Annotated in this window: 11 protein-coding genes; 2 read left to right on the forward strand and 9 right to left on the reverse strand. The window is 72.2% G+C overall.

The window, feature by feature from the left end:
* Positions 1–101 precede the first annotated feature (101 nt).
* From J7W19_RS11305 to speB, 5 genes are all read right to left on the reverse strand, one after another.
* The gene (locus tag J7W19_RS11305; protein WP_210455324.1) at positions 102–2,723 is read right to left on the reverse strand and encodes a fibronectin type III domain-containing protein; all 2,622 of its coding nucleotides are present in this window, start codon (positions 2,721–2,723) and stop codon (positions 102–104) included.
* Positions 2,724–3,058: 335 nt separating this feature from the next.
* Positions 3,059–3,694: a hypothetical protein gene (locus J7W19_RS11310; protein ID WP_051072556.1), complete on the reverse strand. Its 636-nt coding sequence runs from the start codon at positions 3,692–3,694 to the stop codon at positions 3,059–3,061.
* Between the two features lie 59 nt (positions 3,695–3,753).
* Positions 3,754–7,512, reverse strand: a complete 3,759-nt coding sequence (locus J7W19_RS11315) for an ABC transporter ATP-binding protein (protein WP_210455442.1) — start codon at positions 7,510–7,512, stop codon at positions 3,754–3,756.
* Positions 7,513–7,669: 157 nt separating this feature from the next.
* Positions 7,670–9,811 carry a potassium-transporting ATPase subunit KdpB gene (gene kdpB, locus J7W19_RS11320; protein ID WP_040892585.1) on the reverse strand — a complete coding sequence of 714 codons (2,142 nt, stop codon included), beginning with the start codon at positions 9,809–9,811 and terminating at the stop codon, positions 7,670–7,672.
* A gap of 251 nt (positions 9,812–10,062) precedes the next feature.
* Positions 10,063–11,040, reverse strand: a complete 978-nt coding sequence (speB, locus tag J7W19_RS11325; RefSeq protein WP_004954642.1) for an agmatinase — start codon at positions 11,038–11,040, stop codon at positions 10,063–10,065.
* A gap of 161 nt (positions 11,041–11,201) precedes the next feature.
* Between speB and J7W19_RS11330 the strand changes: the two genes are divergently transcribed.
* Positions 11,202–11,999 carry a phosphatase gene (locus J7W19_RS11330; protein ID WP_004954638.1) on the forward strand — a complete coding sequence of 266 codons (798 nt, stop codon included), beginning with the start codon at positions 11,202–11,204 and terminating at the stop codon, positions 11,997–11,999.
* Between the two features lie 71 nt (positions 12,000–12,070).
* On the opposite strand, the gene J7W19_RS11335 is transcribed toward J7W19_RS11330, so the two are convergent.
* The 4 genes from J7W19_RS11335 to J7W19_RS11350 all read right to left on the reverse strand — a co-directional run bounded on the left by J7W19_RS11335 (position 12,071) and on the right by J7W19_RS11350 (position 15,174).
* Positions 12,071–12,274 carry a hypothetical protein gene (locus tag J7W19_RS11335; RefSeq protein ID WP_004954636.1) on the reverse strand — a complete coding sequence of 68 codons (204 nt, stop codon included), beginning with the start codon at positions 12,272–12,274 and terminating at the stop codon, positions 12,071–12,073.
* A gap of 49 nt (positions 12,275–12,323) precedes the next feature.
* Positions 12,324–13,226, reverse strand: coding sequence for an acyl-CoA thioesterase (locus tag J7W19_RS11340; protein WP_004954634.1), 903 nt, complete (start codon positions 13,224–13,226; stop codon positions 12,324–12,326).
* A 27-nt stretch (positions 13,227–13,253) separates the two neighbouring features.
* Positions 13,254–14,411: an acyl-CoA dehydrogenase family protein gene (locus tag J7W19_RS11345; protein WP_004954631.1), complete on the reverse strand. Its 1,158-nt coding sequence runs from the start codon at positions 14,409–14,411 to the stop codon at positions 13,254–13,256.
* A gap of 133 nt (positions 14,412–14,544) precedes the next feature.
* The gene (locus J7W19_RS11350) at positions 14,545–15,174 is read right to left on the reverse strand and encodes an SACE_7040 family transcriptional regulator (protein WP_004954629.1); all 630 of its coding nucleotides are present in this window, start codon (positions 15,172–15,174) and stop codon (positions 14,545–14,547) included.
* A gap of 128 nt (positions 15,175–15,302) precedes the next feature.
* On the opposite strand from J7W19_RS11350, the gene J7W19_RS11355 reads away from it, so the two are divergent.
* Entirely contained in the window at positions 15,303–16,934 is a 1,632-nt protein-coding gene (locus tag J7W19_RS11355; RefSeq protein ID WP_004954627.1) for a carboxyl transferase domain-containing protein, read from the forward strand.
* The last annotated feature ends 4 nt before the right edge of the window (positions 16,935–16,938 follow it).

Raw genomic sequence — 16,938 nt, forward strand, 5'->3', positions numbered from 1 at the left:
TCCGCGCGGTTGTCCTCGAACGCCGGGCGGGATGAATCGTGCGCCCAGGCGCAGGATTCACCCCGCCCCGGTGGGCGCGGCAGCCGTCTCGTCCGGTGGGGCTACCCGGCCGACGCGGCCGGGGTCCGGGGTGCCCGGATCAGGGCGGAGAGTGGGTTGCCCGGCTTCTTGGGGGCCGTTGGCGAGGCCGTGGCCTTGTCTTTCGATGGAGGCCGCGGCGCGATCACGCAGTTGGACTTGCCGGACTCCGCTTCGCCGTTGATGGCGGTGACGCAGAATTCGTAGTTCCAGACGCCGGGGAACAGGTAGGCGATGCCCCGGCTGGTCTCGTTGGTGACGTACTCGTCGGCCTTGGACGGGCTGTCGCTGTTGATGTTACGGACCCAGACGCGGTAGCCGGCGGCCTGGCGGGACCCGGCCCAGGTCAACTGCACGGTGGTGGGGTCGGTGGAGGTGACCTTCAAGTCGCCGGGGGCCGGTGGTGTCCCGGCGCCGACGGTGACGGAACGGGCGACGCCCGGCATCCCACCGCCGGCGGCGTTCCACGTGACCACCGCGACGAGGTAGTGGTGGCCCGGGATCAACCCGTCGATGTGCGCTGAGGTCCCCCTGACCGCGGTGCTGTTGATGAACGCCCCGGGGGTGTCCCTGTCCCAGGTGATGATCTCGTACCGGTCGATCGAGTCGGTGTACGGGCCGGTCGGCGCGTCCCAGGAGACGTCCACGCCGGTGGCGGCGGCGCGGGTGACGATCTTCTTCGGCGCCGGGGCGGTCTTCGGGTGCGCGGTGGCGCTGAACGTCCCGGACCACCCGGACTTCCCGTCGTCCGCGTTGTCGGTGCGGACCTGGTATTCCCACTCCCAGCCGTCGAGGGTCCAGGTGGTGTCGAAGCGGGGCGCTCTGACCGGCGTCTCGTTCCAGGTGCCGGAACCCTTGATCCGGTGCCGGACGGTGTAACCGCGGGCGCCGTAGACCGGTTTCCAGTTCAGGGTGATTCCGCTCGGTCCGGAGTCGATCCAGATCGTGCCCGGCGCGAGCGCCGGCCGTTCGGGGATGTGCGTGGGGAAGCTGACCAGTTCCCTGCCGAGACCGTAGCTGTCGTGCAAGGTGCGCACGAATGCCTGGGCGATCTGGTATTCGCCCAGGGCGTTGGGGTGCAGCCCGTCGTAACCGGCATGGCATCTGTCCCTGTCGCAGCTGTAGTTGCGGGCCCAGTCGACCAGGGCCACGCGGGACTTGTCGGTACTCCACTTCGGGATCGCGGCCGCGAGCATGCTGTTGTATTTGTCGGTGTTCACCGGCAGGTCGTCCCGGCCGCCGATGAACGTCCGCTGCGGAACATTGGCCAGGGCGAAATTGAGATCCGGTTTGACGGCGCGGGCCTGGTCGACCAGCGTCCGCATACTGTCCAGCGTGCCTTCCGGGCCACTGACGAACCAGCCCATGTCATTGAATCCGAGCCCCACCAGCAGCATGTCGGGCTGGTATTTCGCCACCTGCTCGGCGATCAGCTTCTTGTCCTGCGCCGCCTGACGGCCCCAGACCGCGAAGTGGTCGGTGTCGAAGTCCGGCGCGACCCCGGCGGCGTACCCGCCCGTAGTGATCGGAGCGCTCTCGGCCGGCGGCTGGGGTTCCCCCTGGAGTCGCGGCACGGACGGGGCCTTGGGGGCCTCCTGCGGCCGGGTTCCCTCGTACGGGCCGACGAAGTCGACGTCGATGTGCTCCTTCTTGAACCATTCCCACAGGCGGTAGCGCCAGGTCCAGTCCCCTTCGTAGCCCTGGGTCATCGAATCGCCCACCACCATGACCTTCAGCGGCACCTTGGACTGTCCGACGCCGCGGGAAAGCCTTTGCAGGTTCTCGAGCAGTCTCGGCGCCATGCCCTCGATTCGGTCGGCCATGAAGCCGAGGACATTGCCCATGTTCCCCAGCTTCGTCATCAAGCCTCGCAGGCTTCTCTGCGCATTCGTTATCAGGGAAGTGGTTCCCGTGGAGGCCCATTTCAGCAGCTGGCCGCCGAGGCCGCCGCTGACGCCGCCCCACATCGCGACGGCGAGCGCCTCCATCCACACGTCGGCGTCGCCCAGCGAACGGCCGTCGAAATAGGCGTTCATCAGCTCACCGACGAGTGAGCCCAGCGCCCCGCTCACCGCTCCGCATACCGGGGCCGCCGCCGGAGCCCCCACGTTGAACGCGAGCAGGCACGCGGCTCCGGAGACAATGGTGACGCCGAGAGCGACACCACTGGCTATCCATTTCTGCCACCAGTTCGCCGTGGTACCGACCTTGTCCCTGGCGATCACGAACACGAGGCTGTCCTCGACGGAGACCACGCGCCCGTCGAGGTCAGTGGTGGCGCTCCAGTCCTTCGGGGGGTAGATCCCCACGCTGTTCCGCTGGAGCCGCTTGGCCACCGACTGGCCCACGGTCATGCCCGCGTCCTGGTCGGCACGGATCGAGTCGGCCCAGTCCGACTTGACCTTGTCCAGCCGATCCTGGCCCTCGGGGGGAACGTGGAAATCGAGGGCGATGATCAGGTCGTCATCGTTCTTCCCCAGCGTCCGGAGCATCCCGGCGTCACGGGCGCAGCCCATCCGGAGCGTCACGGGCGCGTTCTGTTCGACGGTGAAGGACGTGGCGTGCGCGCCGCACGCCTCACCGGATGTCTCGGCGCGCCCCAGCGCCACGGCGGGTTCCGCGGCCCCGCCCACTATCAACGCCATCGCCAAGGCGAACGCGACGAGGTAATTGCCGCGCAAGCGTCTGTGCCGTCCGCGCCCGCCGGGACGTGTTCTCGCCGTTCCTAAACCGCGCATGCTGCCCATCACTCCTCATCAGCGAAGGATTCCCGGAGACACGAAGTCGCGTGTCAGGGCGGCGCTTTGGGACCTCCGCACCGCCTGAGGGGCGAAGAGCGCCCATTGGGCGATCATGGCGTACCGACAGAGTGCCTACAAGAGGTGAATTGCCGGGCCTGTGCCCCACCCCCGATCCACGATCTCCGGTAATCCTGCGGATAGTTCGGAAGACGGGCCTCCGCTTCCCCGGCTCGTCGCCCTCAGGCGCCGGCCAACCTCCGCATGGTCGCCAGGAGTTCCTCCGGCGGTCGGATCGAGAACTGCCGTGTGTCGTGGTCGATCACGGTCAGCGAGGTCAGGACGCCGTCCCGCCACCAGTAGACGCGCGGCGAGAGGCACGTGTCGGGGTTGTCCTGGTACGCGCCGAGGCCGAAGGCCGCCAGGTCGTTGACGGCGCTGACCACCGTCCCGTCCACGACCGGGTGGAAGGCGAGGTTGTGCCGGCTCGGCACGGTCACCAGGACGCCCCCGGGCGGCGGCGCCTGCCCGGTCACCTCGCGGACCAGTTCGTCCAGGACGAGGATCTTGCTCGCGGCGTGCGGCGAACCCGCGCCCACGATGTACAGGACCGTCCCGTCGGGGCGGTCCAGCCGGTCGTGGCCCATCGGGAGCGCCGCGAGGTTGGCGCGGGCCGCCGCGCGCAGGGCCGCCGGGTCGCCGTCCGCCGCCACGCCCTTGTCGTCCAGGAGCACGACCGAGTCGGGGGTGTCGAGGGCGATGCCCTCCACCAGCCCCTCCGCCACCGGGCGGAGGTACCCGAAGGCGTGCCGGACTTCGGCGGGGACGTGGGTGTCGGACAGCAGGCGCAGCAACGGCTGGTGCGGGTGTGACGTCATGGCGTCAGCCTAGAGGCGACGCCATGACGCCCTCCGATCCATAGAGGCCGTCAAGCCCGTCAGGCCCCCACCCCCAGCGCCTCCTCCCGGCCCGCGCCGCCCGCGAACGTGCGCCACAGCTCCGCGTACCGGCCGCCCAGCGCCAGCAGTTCGGCGTGCGTGCCGTCCTCCACGACCCGGCCCCGGTCCAGGACGACGACCCGGTCCGCCCGCGCCGCCGTCGTCAGGCGGTGGGCGACGACGAGCGTCGTCCGGCGCCCCGCCAGGCGGTCCGTGGCCTCGTTGACCAGCGCCTCCGTGGCGAGGTCGAGGGCGGCCGTCGCCTCGTCCAGGAGCAGGATGTCCGGATCGACGAGTTCCGCACGCGCCAAGGCGATCAACTGGCGCTGACCGGCGGACAAGTTGCGTCCGCGCTCGGCCACCGGATGCAGATAGCCGCCGTCCAGTGTCGCGATCATCGGATGGGCGCCCACCGCCCGTGCCGCCGCCTCCACCTCCGCGTCGGTCGCGTCCGGCCGGCCGTAGGCGATGGCGTCCCGGACCGTGCCGGGGAAGAGGTAGGGCTCCTGCGGGACGACGCCCAGCCGGTGGTGGTACGCCACCGGGTCCAGGTCCCGCAGGTCGTGGCCGTCCACCAGGACCGCCCCCGACGTCGGATCGTAGTACCGCGCGACCATCTTCACCAGCGTGGACTTGCCCGCGCCGGTCTCGCCGACGAACGCGACGGTCTGCCCGGCCGGGATGGTCAGGCGGATGCCGCTGAGGGCCTGCGCCCTCTCACCGGTCCCGTCCGCCGAGCCGTAGCGGAAGTGCACATCGTCGAAGGCGATCTCCCCGCGCAGCCTCCCCACCGGACGCGGATCCTCCGCCGCCGGCGTGGACGTCCGCTCCCGCAGCAGCGCCTGGATGCGGCCCAGCGAGACCGTGGCCTGCTGGTAGCCGTCGAAGACCTGCGAGAGCTGCTGCACGGGGGCGAAGAAGAGATCGATGTAGAGGAGGTACGCGACCAGCGCACCCGTCGTCAGCGTCCCGTCGTCCACCCGGCCCGCGCCGACGATCAGTACCGCCGCCGACGCCACCGACGACAGGAGCTGGACGAAGGGGAAGTAGACCGAGATCAGCCACTGCCCGCGCACCCGCGCCCGCCGGTAGCCGTCGCTCCGCTCGGCGAACCGGTCGGCGCCCGCCTCCTCGCGGCGGTACGCCTGGACGATCCGCAGCCCGGCGACGCTCTCCTGGAGGTCGGCGTTGACCAGGCCGACCCGCTCCCGGGCGAGTTCGTACGCCTTGACGCTCTGCCGCCGGAAGAAGACCGTGCCCACGACGAGCAGCGGCAGCGTCGCGAAGACCACCAGGGCCAGCTGCACGTCGATGACGAGCAGCGCGACGAGGATGCCGAGGAAGGTGAGGACGGAGACGACGGCCGTGACGAGACCGGTCTGGAGGAACGAGGACAGGGCGTCCACGTCCGTCGTCATCCGGGTCATGATCTTGCCGGTGAGTTCCCGCTCGTAGTAGTCCAGGCCGAGGCGCTGGAGCTGCGCGAAGATCTTCAGCCGGAGGCTGTAGAGGACGCGTTCGCCGGTCCGGCCCGTCATCCGGGTCTCGCCGACCTGGGCCGCCCACTGGGCGACGACGACCAGCAGCGCCAGCCCGGAGGCCGCCCACACCGCGCCGAGCGCCATCCGCTCCACGCCCTGGTCGATGCCGTGCCGGATCAGGACCGGCAGCAGCAGCCCCGCCACCGCGTCCACGGCCACCAGCAGCAGGCTCAGCGCCAGCGGCGCGCCGAAGCCGCGCAGCAACTGCCGCAGTCCGTACGCCTCCTCGGGCCGGGCGGCCCGCTCCTCGTCGATGTCCGGGGTGTCGGTGGCCGGCGGCAGGGCCGCGACCTTGGCGAGCAGTTCGGGGGTGGCGGGCATGCCGGTGAGAGAGCCGTGCGGATCGTCCTCGTCCGCCAGGCCGTCCCGGTTCCACAGCGCGGGCGTGACGCCGTCCACCCGGCCGTCCACCGCGTCCTCGACGGTGTCGACGGGCGGTTCCGTCGCGCCCGCCGGGTCCTTGGCGACGCCGCCCAGCTCGTCGGGGTCGGTCAGCAGCCGCCGGTAGAGGGCGCACCGCTCCTGGAGCTCGTCCGCCGTGCCGACGTCCACCAGCCGGCCGCCGTCCAGCACCGCGATGCGGTCGGCGAGGCCGAGGGTGGACGCCCGGTGGGCGATCAGCAGCGTCGTCCGGCCGGCCATCACGCCGCGCAGCGCCTCGTGGATCTCGTGCTCGACGCGGGCGTCGACCGCCGAGGTGGCGTCGTCGAGGAGGAGCAGCCGGGGGTCGGCGAGGATCGCGCGGGCGAGGGCGATGCGCTGCCGCTGGCCGCCGGAGAGGGTGAGTCCCTGCTCGCCGACCTTGGTGTCGTAGCCCTCCGGGAGCGCGGAGATGAAGCCGTCGGCCTGCGCGGCCCGGGCGGCGGCGCGCACCTGCTCGTCGGTGGCACCGGGGAGGCCGTAGGCGATGTTGTCGCGGACGCTGTCGGAGAACAGGAAGCTGTCCTCCGGCACCAGGCCGATCGCGGCCCGCAGCGAGGCGTGGGTGAGGTCGCGGACGTCGTGCCCGCCGATCCGGACGGCGCCGGACGTCACGTCGTAGAAGCGCGGGAGCAGCAGGGACAGCGTGGACTTGCCGCTGCCGGAGGCGCCGACGACGGCGACCGTCTCGCCGGGCTCGATCCGCAGGGTGACGCCGTCGAGGACGGGCCGCGCGGGGTCGTAGCCGAACGAGACGTCGTCGAACTCGACGGTCGCGGGGGCGTCGGCGGGCAGTTCGTGGGCGTCGGGGCGCTCGTCGATGACGGGCTCGGTGTCGATCAGTTCCAGGACGCGTTCGACGCCGGCGCGGGCCTGCTGGCCCACGGTGAGGATCATCGTCAGCATCCTGACCGGGCCGACGAGCTGCGCGAGGTAGGTGGAGAAGGCGACGAACGTGCCGAGGGTGATCTGCCCGCGGGTCGCCAGCCAGCCGCCGAGCGCGAGCATGGCCACCTGGCCGAGCGCGGGGACGGCCTGGAGGGCCGGGGTGTAGCGGGAGTTGAGCCGGACCGTGCGCAGCCGCCCGGCGAACAGCCGCCGGCTGACCTTGCGGAGCTTCCCGGCCTCCTGGGCCTCCTGCCCGAAGCCCTTGACGACCCGGACGCCGCCGACCGCGCCGTCCACCACGCCGGCGACGGCGGCGGCCTGCCCCTGGGCGTACCAGGTGGCGGGGAAGAGCTTGGTACGGCTGCGGGAGGCGAGGAACCACAGGGCGGGGGCGACGGCGAGGGCGACGACGGTGAGCAGCGGCGAGAGGACCGCCATCACCACGAGCGAGATCAGGAACAGCAGAACGTTGCCGATCATCATCGGCAGCATGAACAGCAGGCCCTGGATCAGCTGGAGGTCGCTGGTGGCCCGGCCGACGACCTGGCCGGTGGAGAGCTCGTCCTGCCGCTTGCCGTCCAGCCGGGCGATGGACGCGTACATCTCGGTGCGCAGGTCGTGCTGGACGTCGAGGGCGAGCCGGCCGCCGTAGTAGCGGCGGACGTAGGTGAGGCCGTAGACAACGGCCGCGGCGACGATCAGCAGGGTGGCCCAGGGGGCCAGGGAGCGGTGGTGACCACCGATGACGTCATCGATGATCACCTTGGGTATGAGCGGGACGAGCGCCGTGACGGCCATGCCGCCCAGCGAGGAGCCCAGGGCCAGCAGCACCGCGCGCCGGTACCGCCAGCAGTACCCGGCGAGCCGCCTGGCCCAGCCCGGCCCCTCCGTCCGTCCCTCCGCGCGTATGTCCGCGCGTCGCTCCGCCTTCTCCGCCACCCGGGTCCTCCCGCCTCGTACGCCTTACCGAGAGGCGCAAACGCCGGGGGCGGCGGATTTCATCCCGCCGCAACAAAGGGACCGCGCGAAGGGACCGGCGAAGGGACCGGCGGGGGACCGACGGGGATCACATGCCCGGCACGTACTGGATCAGCAGGTCGATGGCCTTGATGCCGAGGAAGGGGGCGACGAGGCCGCCCAGGCCGTAGATGCCGAGGTTGCGGCGGAGCAGGTCGTGTGCGGACGAGGGGGCGTAGCGCACTCCGCGCAGGGCCAGCGGAATGAGCGCGACGATCACCAGGGCGTTGAAGACGATCGCCGAGGCGATGGCCGAGGACGGGCTGTGCAGGCCCATGACGTTGAGGTGGCCCAGCCCCTCGTAGCCCGCCGCCCCGCCGAACATGGCGGGGACGATCGCGAAGTACTTGGCGACGTCGTTGCAGATGGAGAAGGTGGTGAGGGCCCCGCGGGTGATGAGCAGCTGCTTGCCCGCCTCGACGATCTCGATCAGCTTGGTGGGGTTGGAGTCGAGGTCCACCATGTTCCCGGCCTCCTTGGCGGCGGAGGTGCCGGTGTTCATGGCCACGCCGACGTCCGCCTGGGCCAGCGCGGGCGCGTCGTTCGTCCCGTCGCCGGTCATCGCCACCAGGTTGCCGCCCGCCTGCTCCTCGCGGATGCGCGCCAGCTTGCGTTCGGGGGTGGCCTCGGCCAGGTAGTCGTCCACGCCGGCCTCCGCCGCGACCGCCTTGGCGGTGAGCGGGTTGTCCCCGGTCACCATCACGGTCCTGATGCCCATGGCACGCAGTTCGGCGAAGCGCTCGGCGATGCCCGGCTTGACGACGTCCTTGAGGTGGACGGCGCCGAGGATCCGCGTCCCGCCCTGGTCCTCCAGGGCGACGAGCAGAGGGGTGCCGCCTCCGGCCGCGATGGAGTCGGCGATCCAGCGGGCGTCGGCGGGGACCTCGCCGCCGCGTCGGACGACCCAGTGGATGACCGCCGAGGCCGCGCCCTTGCGGATGCGGCAGAACTCGCCGTCGTGGGCGAAGTCGGCGCCGCTCATCCTCGTCTGCGCGGAGAACGGCACGAACCGGCCGTGCGCGAAGTCGGCCTCGTCGCGGTGGACGCCCTGCCGCCGCGACAGCTCGACGATCGAGCGGCCCTCCGGGGTCCCGTCGGACAGCGAGGCGAGCTGGGCGGCGTCGGCGAGCAGCTCGCGGGGGACGCCCTTGACGGGGACGAAGGAGTCCGCCCGCCGGTTGCCGAGGGTGATGGTGCCGGTCTTGTCGAGGAGCAGGGTGTTGACGTCCCCCGCGGCCTCCACGGCCCGTCCGGACAGGGCGATCACATTGCGCTGGACCAGCCGGTCCATGCCCGCGATGCCGATCGCGGAGAGCAGTGCGCCGATGGTGGTGGGGATGAGGGTGACCAGGAGGGCGACGAGCACGGTGATGCTCTGCTCGGCGCCCGCCCAGCCGGCCATGGGCTGGAGGCTCACCACCGCGAGGATGAAGATGACCGTCAGGCACGCGAGCAGGATGTTGAGGGCCAGCTCGTTGGGGGTCTTCTGCCGGGTGGTGCCCTCGACGAGCGCGATCATGCGGTCGAGGAAGGTGTGTCCGGGGCGGGAGGTGATCCGGACGACGATCCGGTCGGAGAGCACCGTCGTACCGCCGGTGACGCCCGAGCGGTCGCCGCCGGCCTCGCGGATCACCGGGGCGGACTCGCCGGTGACCGCCGACTCGTCGACGGCGGCGACGCCCTCGACGACCTCGCCGTCGCCCGGGACGGTCTCGCCGGCCTCGACCACCACGAAGTCCTGCGGCCTCAAGTCGGCCGCCGGAACCCGCTGTTCCTCCCAGTCGTCCCGGCCCATGCCGACACGCCAGGACCGCAGCCGGCGGGCGACGGTCGCGCTCCGGGTCCGGCGCAGGGTCTCCGCCTGCGCCTTGCCACGCCCTTCGGCGACGGCCTCGGCGAGGTTGGCGAAGACGACGGTGAGCCACAGCCAGCAGTTGATCAGCCAGGCGAAGACCGACGGGGAGAGGACGGCGGAGAGTGTGGTGAGGACGGAGCCGACCTCCACCACGAACATCACCGGGTTACGCACCATCACCCGGGGGTCCAGCTTGCGGACGGCGTCCGGGAGGGAGGCGAGCAGCTGCCGCGGTTCGACGGCGCCCCCGGCCACCCGCCGGTGCCGGCGCCGCCCTCCCGCGGGCGGGGCGGGGCACGGTGGGGTGACTTCCTGTTCGGGGAGCAGGCGCAGCATCAGAGGGGTGGCCTTCACGGTCGCGGCGGGGTGGACGACCACCCACCCAACCGGGTCGGACACGCCGGGTGACCGCTCCCTTACGGGCTCTTGTCGCCCGGCGGGTCCTGTCTTACGCCGCTTTTACGCCGCTCTCGTGCTATCGGGCGGCGGCGGTGGTACCGCCGCCGCCCGATGGGCCGCTCCTCGTTACGCGTCCGGCCGGGCGGCCGGGCTGCGCCTACCGACCCGGCCTGGCGGCCGCACTGTGCCTACCGACCCGACCTGGCGGCCGCGATCTGCCGCGACATGATCGTCGTCAGCTCGTACGCGGTGTGGGACGCGGCCACGGCCGTGATCTCGGCGTGGTCGTAGGCGGGCGCGACCTCGACGACGTCCGCGGAGACCAGGTTGCAGGAGGACAGGCCGCGCAGGATCTCCAGCAGCTCGCGGGAGGTCATGCCGCCGGCCTCGGGGGTGCCGGTGCCGGGGGCGTGCGCCGGGTCGAGGCAGTCGATGTCGATCGAGATGTACAGCGGGCGGTCGCCGATGCGCTGGCGGAGCTGGTCCGCGACCTCGTCGGCGCCGCGGCGGTAGACGTCCGCGGAGGTGACGATGCCGAAGCCCATCTTCTCGTCGTCGGTCAGGTCCTGCTTGCCGTACAGCGGGCCGCGGGTGCCGACGTGGGAGAGGGCGGACGTGTCGAGGATGCCTTCCTCGACGGCCCGGCGGAACGGGGTGCCGTGGGTGTACTCGGCGCCGAAGTAGGTGTCCCAGGTGTCCAGGTGCGCGTCGAAGTGCAGCAGCGCGACCGGGCCGTGCTTCTTGGCGACCGAGCGCAGCAGCGGCAGCGCGATGGTGTGGTCGCCGCCGAGCGTCATCATGCGGGCGCCGGTGCCGAGGATGTCGTCGGCCGCGGCCTCGATCGTCTCGACGGCCTCGTTGATGTCGAACGGGTTGGCGGCGATGTCACCGGCGTCCGCGACCTGCGCGAGGGCGAACGGCGACGCGTCCTGCGCCGGGTTGTAGGGGCGCAGCAGCCGGGACGCCTCGCGGATGGCGTTGCCGCCGAAGCGGGCGCCGGGGCGGTAGGAGACGCCGGTGTCGAAGGGCACGCCGACGACGGCGACGTCGGCCGTGCCGACCTCGTCGAGCCGCGGCAGCCGGGCGAAGGTCGCCGGCCCGGCGTAACGCGGGATGCGGGACGAGTCGACGGGGCCGCGCGGTTCACGGGGGGCGTCGGTGGTCATGCGGGGAGCCTCTCGGATCGCTGCCTGGGACGTTCCCGAGGGTAGGCAGGGGCCGGGGTTCCGCACATGTACGGAATTGTGGGTCCGGGTGCCGCTTATGGACACGACGTCCATCGCGGGCGGGGGGAGACGGGGGCTCGGCGGGCGGGAAGAATGCAGCCATGCCGACGCCGCAGACCGTACCCAGCCGAGCCGAGCTGTTCGACCACCTCGTCCGGACGCGCATCGCGGGAGTCGTCGCGACGCCCCGCCAGAACAGCCTCGACCACTACCGCAAACTCGCGCACGGCGACCGGTCGTACTGGCTGGGCGTGGAGCTGGGCGACCGCTGGAAGGACGAGCAGGACGTGCTGGCCGTCATGGCCGAGCGCTGCGGGGTCAGCGACGACCCCGCGCTGCGGACCGGGCAGGACACCATCGACCCGGAACTGACGATCGCCGCGCTGGAGCGGGCGGCCTCGTTCCTGCGCAAGGCGGCGGAGGCGCGGCAGCGGGTGCTGTTCGCCACCGGCCACCCCGGCGGCCTGCTGGACGTGCACCGGGCGACGGCCGCGGGCCTGCGCGCCGCCGGCTGCGAGATCGTCTCCGTACCCGGGGTGCCGCGGGCGGACGAGGGCGCGGTGTACCAGGTCGCGGACGTGGCGGTGTTCGAACGCGGGGCCACGCTGTGGCACACCCACTCCCCCGCCCCGATGGCGGCGGTCCTGGACGCGCTGGCGCGCGAGGGCCGCCCACTGCCCGACCTGGTGGTCGCCGACCACGGGTGGGCCGGGTGCGCGGCGCAGTACGGCATCGACACGGTCGGCTTCGCGGACTGCAACGACCCGGCGCTGTTCCTGGCGGAGGCGGAGGGGCTGCTGAGGGTGGCGGTACCGCTCGACGACCATGTCGTCGACCCGCGGTTCTACGAGCCGATGACGGCGTACTTGCTGGACGCGGCGGGGGTGCGGGCGGTGTGAGCTTCCCCGGTCCCTCCCCCAGAGGGGGTGCCCCCTCTGGGGGAGGGACCGGGGCCAAGTCCCCACCGCGGTCAGGCCGTCCGCCCGTTCCAGCCCCGGACGCACAGCCACGACCCCCCGTACAGCGCCCCGAACTCGAAGGCGCGCCCGGCGAGGCCGAAGGCGAACCGGGAGCCGCCCGTCTGGTCCACGAGCCACTGGTGCCAGAAGAACATCACCAGGACCGTCAGGACGATGACGACGGCTCCCGCGGCCATCAGCAGGATGTTGCGCATGAGTTCTCCCCTCCTACGCCGAAGAGCGTACGGGGAAACCGACGGCGCCTCAGTCCCACGTCCGCGGAATCCGCACCAGCCCCTCCTGGATCACCGACACCGCCAACTCCCCGCCCTCCGTGAAGATCCGGCCGCGGGCCAGCCCCCGACCGCCCTGGGAGGTGGGGCTCTCCTGGTCGTAGAGCAGCCACTCGTCCGCGCGGAACGGCCGGTGGAACCACATGGCGTGGTCCAGGCTGGCGCCGACGACGTCGCCGACCACCCAGCCGCCGCGGCCGTGGGCGAGCAGGACGGAGTCGAGCAGCGTCATGTCGGAGACGTAGGTGGCCAGGCAGACGTGGAGCAGCGGGTCGTCGGCGAGTTTGCCGTTGGTGCGGAACCACACCTGCGACCGCGGTTCGCGCGGCTCCCCGTACCGGGCGAACGGCGGGTCGCCGACGTACCGCAGGTCGACGGCGGCCCGGGCCTCCAGCAGCCGCTCGACGACGTCCGGGCCCGCGAACCGGTCGGCGTACCGGGGCAGCAGCTCGGCGGCGGTCGGCAGGGTGAGCGGGTCGGGCGCGGGCGGGGCCGGCTCCTGGTGCTCCAGCCCCTCCTCGTGGAGCTGGAAGGACGCCGAGAGGTGGAAGATCGGCCGGCCGCGCTGGACGGCCACCACGCGGCGGGTGGTGAAGGAGCGGCCGTCGCGGATGCGGTCCACCGTGTAGACGATGGGCGCGCCGGGGTCGCCCGCCCGCAGGAAGTAGGCGTGCAGGGAGTGCGGGAAGCGGTCGTCCGGGACCGTCCGGCCGGCCGCGACCAGCGCCTGGGCGGCGACCTGGCCGCCGAAGACGCGGGGGATCAGGGCGGGCCGGCTGGTGCCGCGGAAGATGTCCTCCTCGATCCGTTCGAGGTCGAGCAGGTCGAGGAGGTCCTGCAACGGGGCGGGGGCCGGGGCCGGGGGTTCGTTCACGTGCGGTGCCGTTCCGTTCTCACAGGGTCAGAGGCCCATCGACTTGGCGACGATGGAACGCATGACCTCGCTGGTGCCGCCGTAGATCCGGCTGACCCGGGTGTCGGCGTACAGCCGCGCGATGGGGTACTCCATCATGTAGCCGTAACCGCCGTGCAGCTGGAGGCACTTGTCGATGACCACGGCGGCGCGTTCGGTGGTGAAGAGCTTCGCGGACGCGGCGTCGGCGGCGCTCAGCTCGCGGGCGTCGTGCGCGTCCAGCGCCCGGTCGACGACGGCCTGCATGGCGTCGACCTCGGCCTTGCAGTCGGCGAGGACGAACTTGGTGTTCTGGAACGACGCCACCGGCTGCCCGAAGACCGTGCGCTCGGCCACGTACTTCCGCGCGAACTCCACGGCGGCGGCGGACTGCGCGTACGCCGAGAAGGCGATGCCCAGCCGCTCCTGCGGCAGGTTGTGCGCGAGGTAGGAGAACGCCTTGCCCTCCTCGCCGAGCCGGTCCTCGACGGGCACCTTGACGTCGGTGAAGGAGAGTTCGGCGGTGTCGGAGGTCTTCAGGCCCAGCTTCTCCAGCTTGCGGCCGACCGCGTAGCCCTCGGAGCGGGTGTCGACGAAGAGGAGGGTGATCCCGCCGCGCCGGTCCTCGGGGGTGGGCGGGGCGGTGCGGGCGCAGACGATCACCCGGTCGGCGAGCACGCCGCCGGTGATGAAGGTCTTGGCGCCGTTGAGGACGTAGTGGCTGCCGTCGGCGGACAGCTTGGCCGTGGTCTTCATCCCGGCCAGGTCGGAGCCGGTGCCCGGCTCGGTCATGGCGATGGCGGTCATCATGTCGCCGCTGACGAACGGCGGCAGCCAGCGCCGCTTCTGCTCCTCGGTGGCGTACTTCAGCAGGTACGGAAGGACGAGCGCGGTGTGCACGCTGCTGCCGCCGAAGCTGACGGCCGCGCGGGCGCACTCCTCGGTGATGACGGCCTGGTACTTGAAGCTCGCCTCGCCGGCGCCGCCGTACTCCTCGGGGACCTCGATGCCGAAGACGCCCAGCTCGCCGAGCTTCTTGTAGAAGTCGCGCGGCGCCTGCCCGGCCTCGCGCCACTCGTCGTAGTACGGGGTGACCTCCGCGGCGATGAAGGCGCGGATGGTCTCCCGGAACGCCTCGTGGTCCTCGTTGAACACCGTCCGACGCACAACTACCCCCTCGGCGGGGCCGGTTCCACCGTCCCCCGGTCGGCTGAGCGCTTGCTCAGCGAAAGCTACCCGGCGGTCTCCGGGACTGTCCAGATCCCGCCGGGGGCCGGTCGTGTCGGTGACGTGAGTGACTTCAGGGGCGGGCGGGACCGCTGAGGGCCGCGAGCGCGCCGTGCGCCAGCCGGCGGAGCAGCGCGGCGGTGGCGTCGCGGCCGGGCAGCCCGCCGGAGCGGCCGAGGTGCGGGGTGGAGTTGAGCAGGCCGAACACCGCGTGGACGGCGGCCCGGGCGTCGTCCTCGGTGACCCCGGGGTGCAGCGCGCGCACGACCTCGACCCACAGCTCCACGTACTGCCGCTGGAGCGAGCGGACCTGCTTGCGGTCGACGTCGCGGAGCTGGCCCAGTTCCCGGTCGTGCAGGGTGATCAGCGCCCGGTCGTCCAGGGCGAAGTCGATGTGCCCGTCGATGAGCGAGTCCAGGACGGCGGCGGGACCGGCGTCCGCCGCCTCCGCCGCGGCCCGGCGCTCCCGCCCGCTCGCCAGCAGCCGGCCGCTGATGCCCACCAGCAGCTCGGCGAGCATCGCGTCCTTGCCCGCGAAGTGGCGGTAGAGCCCGGGACCGCTGATGCCGACCGCGGCCCCTATCTCGTCCACCCCGACGCCGTGGAAGCCGCGCTCGGCGAAGAGGCGGGCGGCCTCGCGCAGGATCTGCTCGCGGCGGGTGGGGGCGGCCGGGGCGGCGGGGGCGGTGGGCGCTGGGTTCACAGGGGTCACCGAACAAATTGTAGACAGCGCCGTTAGCGGCCGTTAACCTGAAAAGGATCTGTTAACGGTTATTAACCGCAACGGTCGGTTCACCGCACGTGGCACGGGAGCAAGGGAGCTTCGAGTCCATGCAGCAGGCACCGGCGCTGGTCAGCGCCGCAGATCCGGCGTCCGAAGGCTGGCGCGGCAACGAGGCCGCGCACCGCGAGCTCGTCGCGCGGCTGCGCGAGAAGCTGGCGGCGGCCCGGCTGGGCGGAGGCGAGCGCGCCCGCGCCCGGCACACCGCGCGGGGCAAGCTGCTCCCCCGGGACCGGGTGGACGCCCTGCTGGACCCCGGCTCCCCCTTCCTGGAGCTGGCCCCGCTGGCCGCCGACGGCATGTACGGCGGGGCGGCCCCCGCCGCCGGGGTGATCGCGGGCATCGGCCGGGTCTCGGGCCGCGAGGTGGTGATCGTCGCCAACGACGCGACGGTCAAGGGCGGCACCTACTACCCGATGACCGTCAAGAAGCACCTCCGGGCACAGGAGATCGCCCTGGAGAACCGCCTCCCCTGCCTCTACCTGGTGGACTCCGGCGGCGCCTTCCTGCCCATGCAGGACGAGGTCTTCCCGGACCGCGAGCACTTCGGGCGGATCTTCTACAACCAGGCCCGGATGTCCGGCGCCGGAATCCCGCAGATCGCGGCCGTCCTCGGCTCCTGCACGGCCGGCGGCGCCTACGTCCCGGCGATGAGCGACGAGGCCGTGATCGTCCGCGACCAGGGCACGATCTTCCTGGGCGGCCCGCCGCTGGTGAAGGCCGCGACGGGCGAGGTCGTCACCGCCGAGGAGCTGGGCGGCGGCGAGGTGCACTCCAAGGTCTCCGGCGTCACCGACCACCTCGCGGAGGACGACGCGCACGCGCTGCGGATCGTCCGCACGATCGTCTCGACGCTCGGCGACCGCGGGCCGCTGCCCTGGCGGGTCGAGCCCGTCGAGGAGCCCAAGGCCGACCCCGCCGGGCTCTACGGCGTCGTCCCGGTCGACTCCCGCACGCCCTACGACGTCCGCGAGGTCATCGCGCGGGTGGTGGACGGCTCGCGGTTCGCCGAGTTCAAGGCCGAGTTCGGGCAGACGCTGGTGACCGGCTTCGCCCGGATCCACGGCCACCCGGTCGGCATCGTCGCCAACAACGGCATCCTCTTCGCCGAATCCGCCCAGAAGGGCGCCCACTTCATCGAGCTGTGCGACCAGCGCGGCATACCGCTGGTCTTCCTCCAGAACATCTCCGGCTTCATGGTCGGCCGGCAGTACGAGGCCGGCGGCATCGCCAAGCACGGCGCCAAGATGGTGACGGCCGTGGCCTGCGCCCGCGTCCCCAAGCTGACGGTCGTCATCGGCGGCTCGTACGGCGCCGGCAACTACTCGATGTGCGGCCGGGCCTACTCGCCCCGCTTCCTGTGGATGTGGCCCAACGCCAAGATCTCCGTGATGGGCGGCGAGCAGGCCGCCTCCGTCCTCGCCACCGTCAAGCGCGACCAGTTGGAGGCGCGCGGCGAGGAGTGGAGCGCGGAGGACGAGGAGGCGTTCAAGGCGCCCGTCCGCGAGCAGTACGAGACCCAGGGCAACGCCTACTACGCGACCGCGCGGCTGTGGGACGACGGCGTCATCGACCCGCTGGAGACCCGCCGGGTCCTCGGCCTCGCCCTCACCGCCTGCGCCAACGCCCCCCTGCCCGAACGCGACCCGAACGCGCCCGGCTACGGCGTCTTCCGGATGTGAGAGG

Source organism: Streptomyces mobaraensis NBRC 13819 = DSM 40847, from assembly GCF_017916255.1.
Classification (GTDB): Bacteria; Actinomycetota; Actinomycetes; order Streptomycetales; family Streptomycetaceae; genus Streptomyces; species Streptomyces mobaraensis.

Excerpts from the sequence above, each read along its gene's own strand:
- J7W19_RS11305 (WP_210455324.1), bottom strand. The coding sequence starts at position 2,723 with ATGGCGTTGATAGTGGGCGGGGCCGCGGAACCCGCCGTGGCGCTGGGG.
- J7W19_RS11310 (WP_051072556.1), bottom strand. The coding sequence starts at position 3,694 with ATGACGTCACACCCGCACCAGCCGTTGCTGCGCCTGCTGTCCGACACC.
- kdpB (WP_040892585.1), bottom strand. The coding sequence starts at position 9,811 with ATGCTGCGCCTGCTCCCCGAACAGGAAGTCACCCCACCGTGCCCCGCC.
- speB (WP_004954642.1), bottom strand. The coding sequence starts at position 11,040 with ATGACCACCGACGCCCCCCGTGAACCGCGCGGCCCCGTCGACTCGTCC.
- J7W19_RS11330 (WP_004954638.1), top strand. The coding sequence starts at position 11,202 with ATGCCGACGCCGCAGACCGTACCCAGCCGAGCCGAGCTGTTCGACCAC.
- J7W19_RS11335 (WP_004954636.1), bottom strand. The coding sequence starts at position 12,274 with ATGCGCAACATCCTGCTGATGGCCGCGGGAGCCGTCGTCATCGTCCTG.
- J7W19_RS11355 (WP_004954627.1), top strand. The coding sequence starts at position 15,303 with ATGCAGCAGGCACCGGCGCTGGTCAGCGCCGCAGATCCGGCGTCCGAA.